Below are 14,648 nucleotides of genomic sequence, written 5' to 3' on the forward strand. Positions count from 1 at the left end.
AGCATCAAAAAGCACCAATGGATGTCTGGGAGTATTGACAGCAGGTCTGCGATTGTGGAGTTGGGACAACGCCAAGGTTCCCCACTCCCTTTTCGGGATGACGGGTGACCCTCTTGTTGAGGGGGGCAAGGCTTTTGACCCAAATGACGCTGATGACACTGTTATGACACTGTTTATCAGTGCGAACATCCATTCAAGCCATCGCTTCTGGCCGAAAAAAGAAACACTGGGGCGGCGTTGGCGTTAGTACAACAACACTGGCAATGGCGCGATCGCCCACAGGGAAACTGGCCACCCAATGCTCTAAAGACTGAGCCGCTGTCCGCTGCCATACCCCTATTCCCTGAGCCTTGAGCCACGCTTCATAGTAGGTCCAAGCCTGGAGAAAGGAGCGATCGCCCCCCTCTAATATTCTTTGTTGCAGAGCAGCCCCAAAAAACCGCCGACTAATCGCTGCACGTTGAGGACAGAGGCGCAAGATTTCAACATCTACCCCCACAGCAGCCCTGCCACTCACAGCCAACACCGCCAAGTTGCCACTATGGCTCCAGTTAAACTCCAACCCATTCAGATAGGGCTTACCCCCGGCAGCGCGCGGCAGAGGCCTCTCCCCCAGATTGGGTTGATAGCGTCGCAAATAAGCACGGAGAATAACCCCGCGGGGTACATCGGGGGGAAGCGTTAGCCACCAAAGATGCAGCGCAGAGGAATCTAGGGTGAGATTGGGGTGTGGCGCCCGCCATTGAGGGACAACAATCGGCGGTAGGGGACAATCCCACACATTACATTAAAGACTGAGACGTTTTTTTAGGGACAATAGGTGAGTACGGGGATTAATTGGGCTGCGGGGCAGGGGCAACTCAAAATTCGGCCAATTGGTTAGACTCGCACAGGGACAGTGTAAAGGGGGCAACCCATGACAAGGGAGGGGCACTGGCATCTGGCAGCGGGCGCAGGGGCTAATCTCCCAACAGTCGCTCAGTAGTTGGGCAATTGTCTCCGTCGTGTCTTCGAGAAAGCAGTCTCCTGCCTGACCAGAGATCACATAGGCCCAGCAGGCCTCAAAGGCTTGGCTGTAGCGATCGCCCTGAAGAACCGGTTGTGGCAGCACCCTATGCTCTCCGCCCCAAATACAAAGCCGCTTACCCAACTGAAACCAGTGGGCGAGATAGGACTTTACCTTTGCTTGGGCTGCCAAAAAGGCACAGCCTTCTATCTCCGTCATTGATACAACCCTCGCTGCTGTACTTACTACCCTAGCGCAAGGAAACGAGGGTCGCAGATCGGCTGAGCTCATCCGCCGCTAGGATTCAAATAAAAGTAGGATCAAGTCATTGGTTGCAGGTATGAAGGGCAATTCCCTGGCAGGCCGGGAGAGCCCAAGGCTGTTTCCTTCACTGCCACCCCACATCTGGTCCAGTAACCCACACCCTGAATTTTCAATCCCAGTCAGAAGTCCTCAAGCTCAGTTTCAATAGACTGATAGATTGATAGATTTTTCAATAAATGAACTAAAAATAAACTAACCTCAGTGGCACAGCTTAGCGCATGAGGGACGCCAAGGAGGTATCTAAGTGCCCCCAACTGTGGCCATCAAGGGCTAATTGCTCGATGAGACTGGCCAAGCGCAATGCCTTGAGGGCCTGTTCCCCACCCACCGACGGGGCTTGACCACCACGAACGCAGTTGACAAAGTGCTCCAGCTCCGCATGCAGAGGTTCAATGTTACTCGTATAGACCTTCTCAATTAGGCCGTCTTGGCGGTAAAGGACTTGGCCATGATCGGCACGGCAGGATGCGGTGGTTTTGCGGTGAATGAGAATCTCGTTTTTGAGGAAATCTGCCTCTGTAAGGGAATTTTTGCAATGGGCGGCAATGCGCCGTTGCTTGCGGTGGGTAACCTTACTGGCAGTGAGCGTGGCAATAATACCATTGGCAAAACCCAAGGTGGCGGTCACATAGTCTAGATACCCGGAGTTGGCAGAGCGACTGCCTGCTGCCGTCAGGCGCACTACAGGGGAATTGGTGAGTTCCAACAGCAGGTCAATGTCGTGGATCATTAAGTCGAGAACCACTGAGACATCATTGGCGCGCTCGGAGTAGGGACTCATGCGATCCGCCTCAAGGGCAAGGATTTCCTCCGTACGCAGGACTTTGCTGAGCTCTTGAAAGGCAGGGTTAAATCGCTCAATATGTCCGACTTGGAGGATGCATTGACACTCTGCTGCTGCGTTAACAAGGGACTCTGCTTCGCTAATACTGGCGGCAATGGGTTTTTCCACCAAGACGTGAACCCCGTGGCGCAGGCAGGTAATCCCCACCTCATGATGGAGACGGGTGGGCACAGCAATACAGACCGCCTCAACGTGGGGCAGCAAATCCACATAGTTTTCAAAGAATTTGACCCGATATTTGCTAGCCGTGTCAATGCCCCGCTCTAGATTGACATCGGAGATGCCCACAAGTTCGACATCTTTGAGTAAACTCAAAACACGGGTGTGGTGCTGACCCATGTTGCCAACACCAATGACGCCAATGCGCAGTGGTTCGGGCTGGGGACGGACGACAGAACTCATGTCTATTGATTTCACTCCTCTACGCAACCAGGGAAGGGCTTGGTGTTGGCGATCGCCCGCCGTAAGTCAACGCTCACAGAATAAGCATTTTCAGAAAGATGCTACCACAGCGTTACCAAATGTAAAGTTTCTGTATAGACAGGTATGGTGACGACACAAAAGGCCGTCGTGTTGCTCTCAGGGGGCTTAGACTCCAGCACGGTATTATTTCGTGCCAAGGCACTGGGGTATGCTTGCTATGCCCTCTCCTTTGACTATGGGCAGCGCCACCGGCGCGAATTAGAAGCAGCGATCGCCATTGCCACCAGCGCTGGGGTTGTTGAGCATCAAATCCTGCCCCTGAATCTGCGCCTATGGGGGGGGTCGGCTCTGACAGACTTGAGCATTGACCTGCCTCGCGATCGCGATCTGGCCACCATGAGCCAAGAGATTCCCGTCACCTATGTCCCCGCCCGCAATACAATTTTCCTGAGTGTCGCCCTCGCCTATGCCGAAGCCCTGGAGGCACGAAGCGTTCATATTGGCGTTAATGCCCTCGATTACTCTGGCTATCCCGACTGTCGCCCCGACTATATTGCCGCAATGCAGGAGGTCTATCGCCTTGGTACCAAACAGGGGCGTGAAGGCCAGCCCATTGAAATTGTCACCCCCCTGATTGACCTTCACAAAACAGATATCATTCGCCTGGGTCATGGGTATGGTGTTCCTTGGGAAAAAACATGGTCTTGTTACAGCGATGGCCAACAGGCCTGTGGTCGCTGTGATGCCTGTCGGTTGCGTTTAGCGGCCTTTGCCGAATTGGGTTTAGTGGATCCCTTGCCCTACGCGGTTCACCCCCCGCTGTAGGTTCGGTAAATCCCCCTTTTGCTCATGGCAGGGGCGATCGCACTATAGAAAGGTAGAGAGGGTTAAGCCCAATATGGGTGCTGTGCCCCGCATCGAAGTTAGCCTGCAAAGGGAGTTTTCGTCGCTATGGCAAAAGTTGTCGGAATTGATCTGGGGACCACCAACTCCTGTGTGGCCGTTATGGAAGGGGGCAAGCCCACGGTTATTGCCAATGCTGAAGGGTTTCGGACAACGCCCTCCGTTGTTGCCTATACCAAAAATGGCGATCGCCTCGTGGGTCAAATTGCCAAACGGCAAGCAGTCATGAACCCCGAAAATACCTTCTATTCTGTGAAGCGCTTTATTGGCCGTCGTTTCGATGAGGTGACCCACGAAGCCACCGAGGTCTCCTACAAAGTTTTGAACGTCAATGGCAACGTCAAGCTAGATTGCCCCGCCCTTGGCAAACAGTTTGCCCCTGAAGAAATTTCTGCGCAAGTCCTGCGCAAACTCAAAGAGGACGCCAGTAAATACCTTGGCGAGGAAGTCACCCAGGCGGTGATTACCGTGCCTGCCTACTTCAATGACTCACAGCGTCAAGCCACCAAAGACGCTGGCAAAATTGCAGGTCTTGAAGTTCTGCGGATCATTAACGAACCCACCGCTGCTTCCTTGGCCTATGGCCTAGATAAAAAAGCCAATGAAACCATTCTCGTCTTCGACCTTGGCGGTGGCACCTTTGACGTCTCCATCCTTGAAGTCGGTGATGGGGTTTTTGAAGTGCTCGCCACCTCTGGGGACACCCACCTTGGCGGTGACGACTTCGACAAAAAAATTGTGGACTATCTAGCCGAATCTTTCCGTGCCCAAGAAGGCATTGACCTGCGCAAAGACAGACAGGCCCTGCAACGGCTCACCGAGGCAGCAGAAAAAGCCAAAATTGAACTCTCCAGCGTCATGCAAACGGAAATCAACCTGCCCTTCATTACCGCGACACAGGATGGTCCTAAGCACCTCGACATGACGCTCACCCGCGCCAAATTTGAGGAACTCTGCTCTGATCTGATTGACCGTTGCCGCGTACCGGTCGAGCAAGCCCTCAAAGACGCCAAACTTAGCAAAGACCAGATTGATGAAGTCGTACTCGTGGGAGGTTCCACCCGCATTCCCGCCATCCAAGAGCTGGTCAAACGGCTATTGGGCAAAGACCCCAACCAGAGTGTCAACCCCGATGAAGTCGTCGCCGTGGGTGCTGCCATTCAAGCTGGGGTGCTCGCAGGGGAAGTGAAAGACATTCTCCTTCTCGATGTCACACCGCTGTCTTTGGGGGTGGAAACCCTGGGTGGTGTGATGACGAAAATTATTCCCCGCAACACCACGATCCCCACGAAAAAATCTGAGGTTTTCTCCACCGCCGTTGACGGTCAAACCAATGTGGAAATCCACGTTCTCCAAGGGGAGCGGGAAATGGCCGCCGACAACAAGAGCCTCGGTACCTTCCGTTTGGATGGCATTCCGCCAGCACCGCGCGGCGTGCCCCAAATCGAAGTTACGTTTGATATTGATGCCAACGGTATCCTCAACGTAACCGCTCGCGACAAAGGTACCGGCAAACAGCAGTCCATTAGCATCACAGGGGCGTCAACGCTGCCCAAGGAAGAAGTGGAACGCATGGTGCGCGAAGCAGAAATGAATGCCGCCGCCGATAAAGCCAAACGCGAGAAAATCGAGACTAAGAACCAAGCGGAGCAACTCTGCTATCAAGCGGAGAAACAGTTGAATGAGTTGGGGGATAAAGTCTCCACCAGTGATAAGGACCGTCTCACCTCCCTCATTGCCAACCTGCGCTCGGAAATCGGCACTGAAGCGGAGAAGAAACCCATTGATGCCATTGACTTTGGACGGGTGAAATCCCTGATGCAGGATCTGCAACAAGCCCTCTACAGTGTCGGCTCAAGTGTCTATCAAAGTGCTCAGTCCAGTGATGGCACTGGCTCCAGCAGCAGCGGTGGCAGTGGTAGCGGCGGTGATGACGAAGTGATTGACGCCGAGTTCTCAGAAACCAAATAGTTCCGCCCAGTGGCAACTTTCTGCCGAACCAGACTCCTCCTCCCCCTGGGTGAAGGCTTAGGGGGTTTCTCTTTTTTTTAGTGTGGTATGCTCGGTGGTTTTTTGCTGGGGGCTTCTTGTGCTAGGAGAAAAATCTCGATACAATGGAATCTCTGTTCTTAATTTTTGTTGAATGCTGAGATCACCCCTACCATTGAGGTAAGCATGGCCAAACGCCGCAATCCCAAAAAAGAAAAAGCTCTTCGTAACCAAGCCTATGCTCGTAAGTTTCGCAAGCGTTCTTCGGGTCGCTACAGCCGCCGTCTAAATACGGAGAATCGTCCAGAGACAAAGACCACCGAGACCGTTGAGGAAATGACGGACGCCTAGAGGGCAGTGGGTGATTAAGCGCGGGTTGCCATGGCGGGAGTTCGGGGTTGCGTTTTTAACCGTTTTTTTGGCTGAATTTGCCGATAAAACTCAAATTGCTGTATTTTTCATGGCTGCCCGCGCTGCCTCTCCTTGGTTGGTGTTTTTGGGGGCAGCTTTAGCCTTGGTGACCACTAGCTTGATTGGGGTATGGATTGGTCGCTGGCTATCCCAGTACCTCTCGGAGCAGCGATTACAGACGTTAACGGGCAGTAGTCTGCTGGCGATCGCCCTCTGGCTACTGTGGGATATGTTGCACCCAAACCTTTGATCCCTAAGAGAACAGATGGCGATTGCGGTGCGTTCCTTCACTTAACACTTACTCCCTGCTAAAGTGAGGGGGTGAGATTGGGCACACTGATTATCTTAGGCGCTGTCTAAGTTGGTGACCCCCTGAGGAGACTGTGGAGAATGCCATCTCAAGTCATTGAACTGTGGTCATTGTTCATTGGTATTGTCGATGCACCCTTGTTTCGCCTTGGGCGGGAAACCATTTCCCTGCGCTGGCTGTTGCAGGTGGTGCTGCTGCTCATTCTCGTTGCAATTTTAGCGCGGTTTTTCAAGGGGGTACTGAAAAATCAACTTTTACCGCGCCTTGGTTTGGATTTGGGCAACCGCGAGGCCATTTCCACGGTGATTAGTGGTGCCGGAGGGGCACTGGGCTACATCATTGTTTTGCAAGCGGTGGGGATTAATCTCGATTCCCTAGCGGTCATTATCGGCGGCTTGGGGGTGGGGATTGGCTTTGGTTTGCAGGATGTCACCCGCAATCTCATCAGTGGTCTGACCCTCCTGATTGAACGCAAAGTGCGTGTTGGTGACTTTGTGGAAATTGGAAACATCAGTGGCTACGTTCAGGAAGTCTCGATGCGCGCCACAGTGATTCAAACCTTTAACGGTTCAAATGTGGTGGTGCCCAATACTTACCTTGCCGATAGTCCGGTACTGAATTGGTACTATGAGACCCATCGGGGTCGCATTGATATTCCCATTGGGGTCGCCTATGGCACGGATCCAGTTTTGGTGACGGAAGTGTTGCTCAATATTGCTTACTCTGAGTCAGATGTCCTCAGGGAGCCAGCCCCCCGCGTTATTTTCCGCGAATTTGGTGATTCCGCCCTGAACTTTGAGCTGTGGGTATGGACAGATGCCATTGAGCGGCGAGTATTCATCAAGAGCAGTCTCAATTTCAAGATTGATTACTACTTTCGGCAGCACAATATCTCGATTCCTTTCCCACAGCGGGATATCTGGATTCGCAATGCACCAGCCCTTTCTCTTGTCTCTGAACCAGCCGAAACAGTAGGCATGCCCTTGGCACCGGCAACGCCCTCCTTAAGGTCTCTGCTGCGGCAGGTGAGCTACTTTCAGTGCATGAATGACCTACAACTGCGCTTTCTCATTGAATCGGGCTATCGCAAGCACTTGAGGGCAGGGGAAATTTTATTTCGTGCTCAGGAGCCCATTAATAGTTTCTATATTGTATTGCAGGGGCAGATGGCAGCAGTCTATGAGGAGGAGGGTGAATTCAAGCCAATCATGATGTTTAATCCGGGGGAGCACTTTGGCGAACTGCCCCTTATGCTGGGGGTGGCCTGCCCAACAACAATGATGGCAATGATGGATACGGTGTTGTTTGTTCTGCCACGGGAGGGATTTGAACAGTTGCTCAAGGAACACCCTGCCCTTGCCGATGACATTGCGGTGGCGATCGCCCGCCGCCAGGATGTGTTAGCACAACATCAACAGGAGCTTCAGCAACTGAGTCGCCAAGAGTCGGATCCCAGTCGTCCGATGAACTGGATTCGCGATCGCCTGCAAAAACTGCTGAACTGGTAAATGGCTTCACTTGATTGAGTCTAAGGTAAAGGCCTGGGCCAAATAGTGATGGAGGTGATAGGCACCCCTTTGGTGTCGCACCAAGGCCACATCAAAGCGACAGGGGTGCTCCTGCCACTGGGGCTGAGATTCTAGGAATGCTTGGGCTGCCAAAATGAGTTTGCGTTGCTTGCTGGGGGAAATAGCGTCGAGGCCATCCCTATCCCAGTTGTAAGAACCGCGGGTTTTCACTTCAACAAAGAGGACCACTCCCCCCGGATCACAGGCAATAATATCCAGTTCACCCCAAGGGCAAGACCAGTTTTGAGCCAAAATTTGACACTGCTGAGTTTGTAGCCACGCCGCAACCACTGCCTCCCCGCGATCGCCCACGTGGCGCATAGGCCCTAGGCTTCGATGGGTTCGAGATTAAACAAGTCTTGGAGGGTCTGCATAGCGCGTTGACGACTCTCTAAATCCCGCTGCGATTGCAGTTGTACGGTCGGATCATGGAGAATCTTGTTGATGATGGTGCGGGTCATTGCTTCAATAACCCCTTGGTGCTTGTCAGCAAACTCACTACCTAAGCGGGAGAGGGCTTTTTCCAGTTCCTGGGTGCGAATCGCTTCCATTTTTTGGCGCAGACTGCGGATGATTGGTACCGTTTCCAGGGCGTGCCACCAAGCCAAAAATGTCTCTAATTCCTCCTCAAGGATGCCCTCAGCCTCTTGGGCCAACTGGCGTCGAGCCTCTTGGTTTTGGGCAACCACGGCTTGGAGATCATCCACATTAAAGAGTTGTACGGTGCCCAACTCTGTCACGTTGGCATGGACATTGCGGGGCACGGAAATATCAATGATGGCAAGGGAGCGATCGCCCACCAGTACAGCCCCTAAATTGTCTCGATCCAGTAGGGGCTCGGTTGCCGCCGTACTTGTGAACACTAAATCCATGGCGGCCACAATTGGCAGTAAATCGGTCATTGTGAAGAGTTCAAACCGTACCTCTGGAAATTGCTGTGCTAGTTCCTGGGCCCGTTCTAAGGAGCGATTGATAATCCTGATTTCCTTGACCCCGCGGGCAATGAGGTGTTGCACCACCAAACGGGACATTTTACCTGCACCGACAACGGCAATTCGGCAGTTTTGTAGATTTTGCAGCCGCAGATCCGCCAGTTCTACTGCCGCTGAACTGATGGAGACTGCCCCAGTGCCAATACTGGTTTCTGTGCGTACCCGCTTACCGGCAGCGATCGCCCCCGTAAAGACACGATTGAGAATCGGCCCAATGGATTTGTACTGCTGCCCCAACTGATGACAGCGTTTAACTTGAGAGAGAATTTGCCCCTCGCCAATCACTAGGCTATCCAGACCCGAGGCTACTCGCATTAAGTGCATCACCGCATCCTGATGGAGCAGGATAAAGAGGTAGGGACGCAGTTGGGGTAGAGGAATGTGACTCCACTCACTGAGAAACTGATGCACTTCCCGCACGCCCACCTCAGTGTCACTGGTAACAATGTAAATTTCTAAGCGGTTACAGGTGCTGAGGATTGTCGCCTCCTGAATATGGGCATAGCCGCACAAATGTTGCAGTGCCCGCTCCCGCACATCCTCTGGCACACTCAATTTTTCACGCACATCCACAGGGGCGGTTTTGTGACTCAAGCCAATAACAGCAATATTCATAGGGATCGGTGACGTTTGGCTGCAACTCCATCAATTGTTGTATCAGGATTCTAGAGCGTCCTTCATGCTTCTTTGCAAGTCTTTACTCAAAGAAGGCAATTGCTAAGATGCTAAGTTTTGTCAAGGGATTCAACAGTTCTGGGCTGTAGTCTGCTATTATTGAGAATCAAAGTCAATAAGCAAATATTTTATTGAGAACAGAGTCAAGAAGCAGATGTTAAATGCAAAATTCTTCACCTTCATGGCCATCCTACACCTATATTGCTGATCCCTATCCCCAAAGACACCGTTGGAGAGGACCGATGTCCAAGCTGATTTCCCTGGCAGCGGCTGAGCCTGGCAAGCTCTACATGATTGCTCGGTTGGCATGTACTAACCCTCGAGAGCTTTTGGCAATGGGTCTAAGGCCAGGGGTCACGGTTACCATCCTGCAAAAGAATAATCACGGTGCTGTGATGATTGCTCTCAGGGACCAGCGATTTTGCATTAACCACGCCTTAGCGCAACACATTTTGCTGGCAGCTGTCACGGGAGAGGTTGATCTACGCACTGCTCCCATTGGGGCCCGTCTGCGCATTAGTGGGTATGCCCCCACTGCCCCTAGTTATAAACGTAAATTGTTGGCAATGGGTTTAACCCCCGGCACTGAACTTGAGATCATCCGCCATGCCCCCCTAGGCGATCCCACAGAGATTAAAGTGCGGGGTTTCCATTTGAGCCTACGTAAGGAGGAGGCCGATGCCCTGGAAGTTTCGCCACTGTAACTAAGGAGCGTGGAATGGCAGCCATTATTGCTTTGATTGGCAATCCTAACTGTGGTAAAACAACAATTTTTAATGGTCTTACAGGAGCAAATCAGCGCGTTGGCAACTGGCCGGGAGTTACGGTTGAGCGTAAGCAGGGTGGCTATCGCGATCAAGATCTAGTAGTAGAGGTGGTGGATTTGCCGGGCGTTTATGCCCTCGATGCCGAGGAGAGCACTGGAGTGGACGAGCAAATTGCCCGTAATTTTCTCCTAGAGGGAGAGTATGACTTAGTCATAAATATCCTTGATGCGGCCAACCTAGAGCGTAATTTTTACCTGACGACCCAGTTACTAGACCGAGGGGTGCCGCTGATATTAGTGCTAAACATGATTGACAGAGCACAGGCTAACGGAATGAGCATTGACACCCAAGGGCTCAGCCAGCGTTTAGGCATTCCGGTCCTTCCTTTTTGTGCCAAACAAAAGGCCTACTTTGATCAACTGCGGCAAGCAATTCGCCTAGCTCTTCAAGATCGGCCCATTTCCACTGTTAGAGCGCCTCAACCCCCCATCATTGAAGAGGCAATTACTGATTTGCTGACCAAAGGTGCCAAGGATCGAGGACAAGCTTTGGCTTGGCTGCAATATCTAGAATCTGTTCCCAAAGGGGAGGTACCCCAACTTCATCAGTGGCGACGGCGGATTCACCAAACCCTAGAAGAAGATATTGATCTTGTGATTGCCGACAGTCGCTATCGCTGGATTCAGCATCTCATGGCGGATGTTTTGGAAAGGGGCGATCGCCCGACAACAACGATTTCGGATCGCATAGACCGAATTGTTCTCAACCGCTGGTTGGGGATTCCCATCTTCTTGGCTGTCATGTACATGGTGTTTTTAATTTCCATCAACGTTGGCGGTGCCTTCATTGACTTCTTTGATATTGGGGTGGGAGCATTGGTGGTGGGCTGGCCAACCCAAGTTCTACAAACCCTCCATGCCCCTGGTTGGTTAATTGGTCTGCTGGCGGAGGGAGTGGGTGGTGGCATCCAAACCACAGCAACATTTATTCCCCAGATTGGCCTGCTTTTTATTTTTCTAACACTCCTTGAGGACAGTGGTTATTTGGCGCGGGCAGCCTTTGTCATGGATCGAATGATGCAGTGGCTGGGGTTACCCGGCAAGTCCTTTGTGCCAATGCTGGTGTCCTTTGGCTGCAACATCCCGGGCATTATGGCCACTCGCGTCCTTGAAAATCGGCGCGATCGCTTGATGACCATTCTCATGAATCCTTTTATGTCCTGCGGTGCCCGCTTACCGATCTATGCTCTGTTTGTCGCTGCTTTCTTCCCCCGCAATGGTCAAAATATCGTATTTTCCCTCTACTTGTTGGGGATTGTAGCAGCGATCTTTACAGGGTTTGTGATAAAGCGCACCCTCTTTCAAGGGGAGATTGCGCCTTTTGTGATGGAATTACCCCCCTACCATTTGCCCACATTGAGGGGTGTATTCCTTCGAGCTTGGGAACGGCTAAAAACGTTTCTCAGCCGAGCCGGCAAGATGATTGTGCTCCTTGTGCTCATTCTGGGGCTACTCAACTCTGTGGGGACCGATGGCAGTTTTGGCAAACAGGATAGTACACAGTCGATTTTAAGTGCCTTTAGTCGTCAAATTACGCCCATATTTTCACCCATGGGAATCCAGCCCGACAACTGGCCGGCCACTGTGGGACTTTTTACAGGCGTGTTTGCCAAGGAAGTCATGGTGGGGACCATGGATGCTCTCTATACAGAACTAGCCCGGCAGGAAAATCAGGAGGCTAGCGCCGGAGAGGAGGTAGAACCATTTTCAGTTTGGGAACAACTGAGGCAAGCGGTGCTGAGTATTCCCCAAAATCTCAGTGAGCTGGGGCAGCAGATGCTTGATCCGTTGGGATTTCAGGTATTGCAAGAGGCAGAAAATCCCGAAGCGGCGGCTGAGGTGCAGGAGGTGCACTACACGACCTTTGGTCAGATGGCAAAGCGGTTTCGTACACCAACAGCAGCGATCGCCTTCCTCATATTTGTCTTACTGTACTTTCCCTGTGTGTCAGCCACTGCCGCAGTCTATCGAGAAACCAATCTTAGCTGGACAATCTTTGTGACAACTTGGACAACGGGCTTGGCCTACTGGGTTGCCACGGCTTACTACCAGATCATGACCTTCGCTGCTCATCCTGTCTTTTCCGCACTGTGCTTAGTCGGTCTAGGGGCGGTGATGGCAATTGTGATCATGGCCTTGAAGTACTGTGGCGATCGCCGGCGCCTTTCCTCGCCACAGGAGGTGTAATCATGCTTTTGGAATTGCAGGACTACATTAAGAAGCGCAAAGTGGTTTCCATGGAGGACTTAGTGAACCATTTTCGATTGCCATCGAGTGTCATTGAGCCTATCATTGAGCAGCTCATGGACAAAGGGCGAGTTCAAAAAATTAACCCTCGCCGCTGTGGTAGCTGCCATCAGTGCGACTCACTGTCTCTTCAACTATACGGATGGAGGATGAACTAATGTTATCTTCAGCAATGATCAATCGCCTAAATGCACAAATTAATCTTGAGATGTTCTCAGCTCGTCTCTATTTGCAGATGAGCTCTTGGTGTGCTCACAAAGCCTTAGAAGGATGTGCTACTTTTCTTGGGCAACATGCCGATGAAGAAATGGCACACATGCGGCGCCTTCTGAGCTATATGCACGAGACCGGTGCCCTCGCAATTTTGGAGGGTCTAGAGGCTCCTCCCCACAACTTTGGTTCTCTGAAGGAGATGTTTAGCCAAGTCTATAGCCACGAACAGTTGGTCACTCGCAAAATAAACGAGCTAGTGCATTTAGCAAATAGCGAACCTGATTATTCAACACTGCAGTTTTTGCAGTGGTATGTTGCCGAACAACACCAAGAGGAATTTTTATTCAAGAGCATCCTTGATAAAATTGACCTCATTGGTACAGAGGGGCAAGGGCTATTTTTTATTGACCAAGAAATTGGTAAACTTGCCTCGACCAGCGGCAGCAAGACACTGTCTACCATAGGCTAACCTATAGCCATTGCCAAAAGGTTGAATGTTCCCCAAGGAGATTAGGGATAGGTCGGGATAGGTCATTGGCCTATCAGTGCTATAACAACACGATCAAAAGACAACTACGCCAACACATCAGAATAGGAGCAGTTAGGGGATTCTTGGTAAACCTGTGTAATGGTGGCGGCGAGGCGTTGCATGCCAAGGGCAATTTCCTCGTCACTGGCAGTGAGACTAATGCGTAAGCACTCCTGCTTGTGCCGCCACGGCGCGCTCAGACCGGGGAAAAAGGAACTGCCGGGAACGACAATGACCCCTGCTCGCTTCAAGTGTTGGTAGAGTTCCCAGTCGCTCATCGGCAAATCCCGCAGCCACAGCCAGGCAAAAATGCCCCCCTCGCCGCGATGTAAAAACCACGGTATATCATTGGCCATGGCGGCGCGTAAGGTTTCCTCTAGAACGGCGAACTTGCGTTGATAGAAGGGACGAATGACATTGACGGACACTTCGGCTAGGGCACCGTTGGCAATGGCTAAAGCGGCGATCGCCTGACCGTAGCGCGAGGCATGAATGCAGGCATTGGTTTGAAAGGCTTCAAGGACACTCAAAATCTCGCGATCGCCAATGGCAATCCCCACCCGTTCCCCCGGCAGTCCTGCCTTTGAAAGGCTGAGGCAGTGAACAATGTTACCGCCAAAAACGGGCGCTAGCTCGGTAAAGTTCAAACTGGGGTAGGGCGGCCCATAGGCAGCATCAATCAACACCGGCACGCCATAGGGCACCCCCAGATCAGCAATTTGCCGCACCTCTAGGTCTGTGAGTACATTTCCCGTTGGATTGCAGGGACGGGAGAAAATGACACAGCCCGTGGTGTCATCAATGTGCAGTTGTTGAAAGTCCGGACGATACTTAAACGTGTGATCGGCCTCAAAAATCTCAAGGCGTGGACGATAGGCAACGACGCTATTGGGCGCCAGACTGACCCCCCCATACCCCGTGTATTCGGGACTTAAGGGGAGCACCACTTTCTTTAATTCACCACTGGAACTCAGCCCACCAAAGGCATTGGCTGCAAAGAAGTAGATCGCCTGACTCCCGGGCGTTACAAGGACATTGCGCTCCGTCAAGTTCAGACCATAGCGGCGATTAAAGTCATCCACCACCGCAGCAATCAACGGTTCATACCCCTGGCTGGGACCATAGCGGCAGACCACTTGACCGAATTCTGGGCTGGCCAGCAGCTCGTGGGTACAGTCCCGCCACAGTTGCTCAACCTCAGGGACAATGAGGGGGTTGCCTGCACTCAGGTTAATCAGGTCTTGGCCACGATTCAGGCGCAGTGTCTCGATAATATCCTTCATGATTGCCCGAACTCCCGTCAGTTGGGACATTTGCTGGCCAATCTGGGAGAGTGCAGGATTCATAGGCAAAGGACATAGACAGTATTGGTTAGGATAGCATCTGCG

The 14,648-nt window shown here is 52.1% G+C and carries 15 protein-coding genes; 9 read left to right on the forward strand and 6 right to left on the reverse strand.

Annotated features, from left to right (window positions below; all coding sequences use genetic code 11):
• Positions 1-193: 193 nt before the first annotated feature.
• The 3 genes from TLL_RS08780 to TLL_RS08790 form a co-directional block, all read right to left on the reverse strand.
• On the reverse strand, positions 194-781 hold the full coding sequence (locus tag TLL_RS08780) for a 4'-phosphopantetheinyl transferase family protein (RefSeq protein ID WP_011057566.1): 588 nt from the start codon (positions 779-781) through the stop codon (positions 194-196).
• Between the two features lie 6 nt (positions 782-787).
• Positions 788-1,225 carry a hypothetical protein gene (locus tag TLL_RS08785; RefSeq protein WP_231833757.1) on the reverse strand — a complete coding sequence of 146 codons (438 nt, stop codon included), beginning with the start codon at positions 1,223-1,225 and terminating at the stop codon, positions 788-790.
• 316 nt (positions 1,226-1,541) lie between these two features.
• Positions 1,542-2,576 (reverse strand): Gfo/Idh/MocA family protein, encoded by a 1,035-nt coding sequence (locus tag TLL_RS08790; protein ID WP_164920924.1) that lies wholly within the window; start codon positions 2,574-2,576, stop codon positions 1,542-1,544.
• A 144-nt stretch (positions 2,577-2,720) separates the two neighbouring features.
• Between TLL_RS08790 and queC the strand changes: the two genes are divergently transcribed.
• The 5 genes from queC to TLL_RS08810 all read left to right on the forward strand — a co-directional run bounded on the left by queC (position 2,721) and on the right by TLL_RS08810 (position 7,718).
• Entirely contained in the window at positions 2,721-3,422 is a 702-nt protein-coding gene (gene queC, locus TLL_RS08795; protein WP_011057569.1) for a 7-cyano-7-deazaguanine synthase QueC, read from the forward strand.
• A gap of 126 nt (positions 3,423-3,548) precedes the next feature.
• Positions 3,549-5,471: a molecular chaperone DnaK gene (dnaK, locus tag TLL_RS08800; protein WP_011057570.1), complete on the forward strand. Its 1,923-nt coding sequence runs from the start codon at positions 3,549-3,551 to the stop codon at positions 5,469-5,471.
• 204 nt (positions 5,472-5,675) lie between these two features.
• Positions 5,676-5,840 carry a hypothetical protein gene (locus TLL_RS12650; protein WP_011057571.1) on the forward strand — a complete coding sequence of 55 codons (165 nt, stop codon included), beginning with the start codon at positions 5,676-5,678 and terminating at the stop codon, positions 5,838-5,840.
• 10 nt (positions 5,841-5,850) lie between these two features.
• Positions 5,851-6,150, forward strand: coding sequence for a TMEM165/GDT1 family protein (locus TLL_RS08805; RefSeq protein WP_011057572.1), 300 nt, complete (start codon positions 5,851-5,853; stop codon positions 6,148-6,150).
• Between the two features lie 140 nt (positions 6,151-6,290).
• Positions 6,291-7,718 (forward strand): mechanosensitive ion channel domain-containing protein, encoded by a 1,428-nt coding sequence (locus tag TLL_RS08810; protein ID WP_011057573.1) that lies wholly within the window; start codon positions 6,291-6,293, stop codon positions 7,716-7,718.
• Between the two features lie 6 nt (positions 7,719-7,724).
• Here TLL_RS08810 and TLL_RS08815 read toward each other — a convergent pair whose 3' ends face one another.
• Positions 7,725-8,099: a YraN family protein gene (locus tag TLL_RS08815; protein WP_011057574.1), complete on the reverse strand. Its 375-nt coding sequence runs from the start codon at positions 8,097-8,099 to the stop codon at positions 7,725-7,727.
• A 5-nt stretch (positions 8,100-8,104) separates the two neighbouring features.
• Entirely contained in the window at positions 8,105-9,385 is a 1,281-nt protein-coding gene (locus TLL_RS08820) for a glutamyl-tRNA reductase (protein ID WP_011057575.1), read from the reverse strand.
• 302 nt (positions 9,386-9,687) lie between these two features.
• On the opposite strand from TLL_RS08820, the gene TLL_RS08825 reads away from it, so the two are divergent.
• The 4 genes from TLL_RS08825 to ftnA are packed head-to-tail and all read left to right on the forward strand — an operon-like array spanning position 9,688 to position 13,200.
• The gene (locus TLL_RS08825) at positions 9,688-10,149 is read left to right on the forward strand and encodes a FeoA family protein (protein ID WP_164920925.1); all 462 of its coding nucleotides are present in this window, start codon (positions 9,688-9,690) and stop codon (positions 10,147-10,149) included.
• A gap of 14 nt (positions 10,150-10,163) precedes the next feature.
• A complete protein-coding gene (gene feoB, locus TLL_RS08830) occupies positions 10,164-12,458 on the forward strand; it encodes a Fe(2+) transporter permease subunit FeoB (RefSeq protein ID WP_011057577.1) in 2,295 nt (764 codons plus the stop codon).
• A 2-nt stretch (positions 12,459-12,460) separates the two neighbouring features.
• Positions 12,461-12,676 carry a FeoC-like transcriptional regulator gene (locus TLL_RS13550; protein ID WP_164920926.1) on the forward strand — a complete coding sequence of 72 codons (216 nt, stop codon included), beginning with the start codon at positions 12,461-12,463 and terminating at the stop codon, positions 12,674-12,676.
• On the forward strand, positions 12,676-13,200 hold the full coding sequence (gene ftnA / locus TLL_RS08840; RefSeq protein ID WP_145986138.1) for a non-heme ferritin: 525 nt from the start codon (positions 12,676-12,678) through the stop codon (positions 13,198-13,200). The genes TLL_RS13550 and ftnA overlap by 1 nt, the downstream gene beginning before the upstream one ends.
• 104 nt (positions 13,201-13,304) lie before the next feature.
• Here the strand turns inward: ftnA and TLL_RS08845 are convergent, their stop codons facing one another.
• Entirely contained in the window at positions 13,305-14,606 is a 1,302-nt protein-coding gene (locus tag TLL_RS08845) for a valine--pyruvate transaminase (protein ID WP_011057579.1), read from the reverse strand.
• Positions 14,607-14,648: the final 42 nt, after the last annotated feature.

Origin of the sequence: Thermosynechococcus vestitus BP-1 (assembly GCF_000011345.1) — a bacterium.
Lineage (GTDB): Bacteria > Cyanobacteriota > Cyanobacteriia > Thermosynechococcales > Thermosynechococcaceae > Thermosynechococcus > Thermosynechococcus vestitus.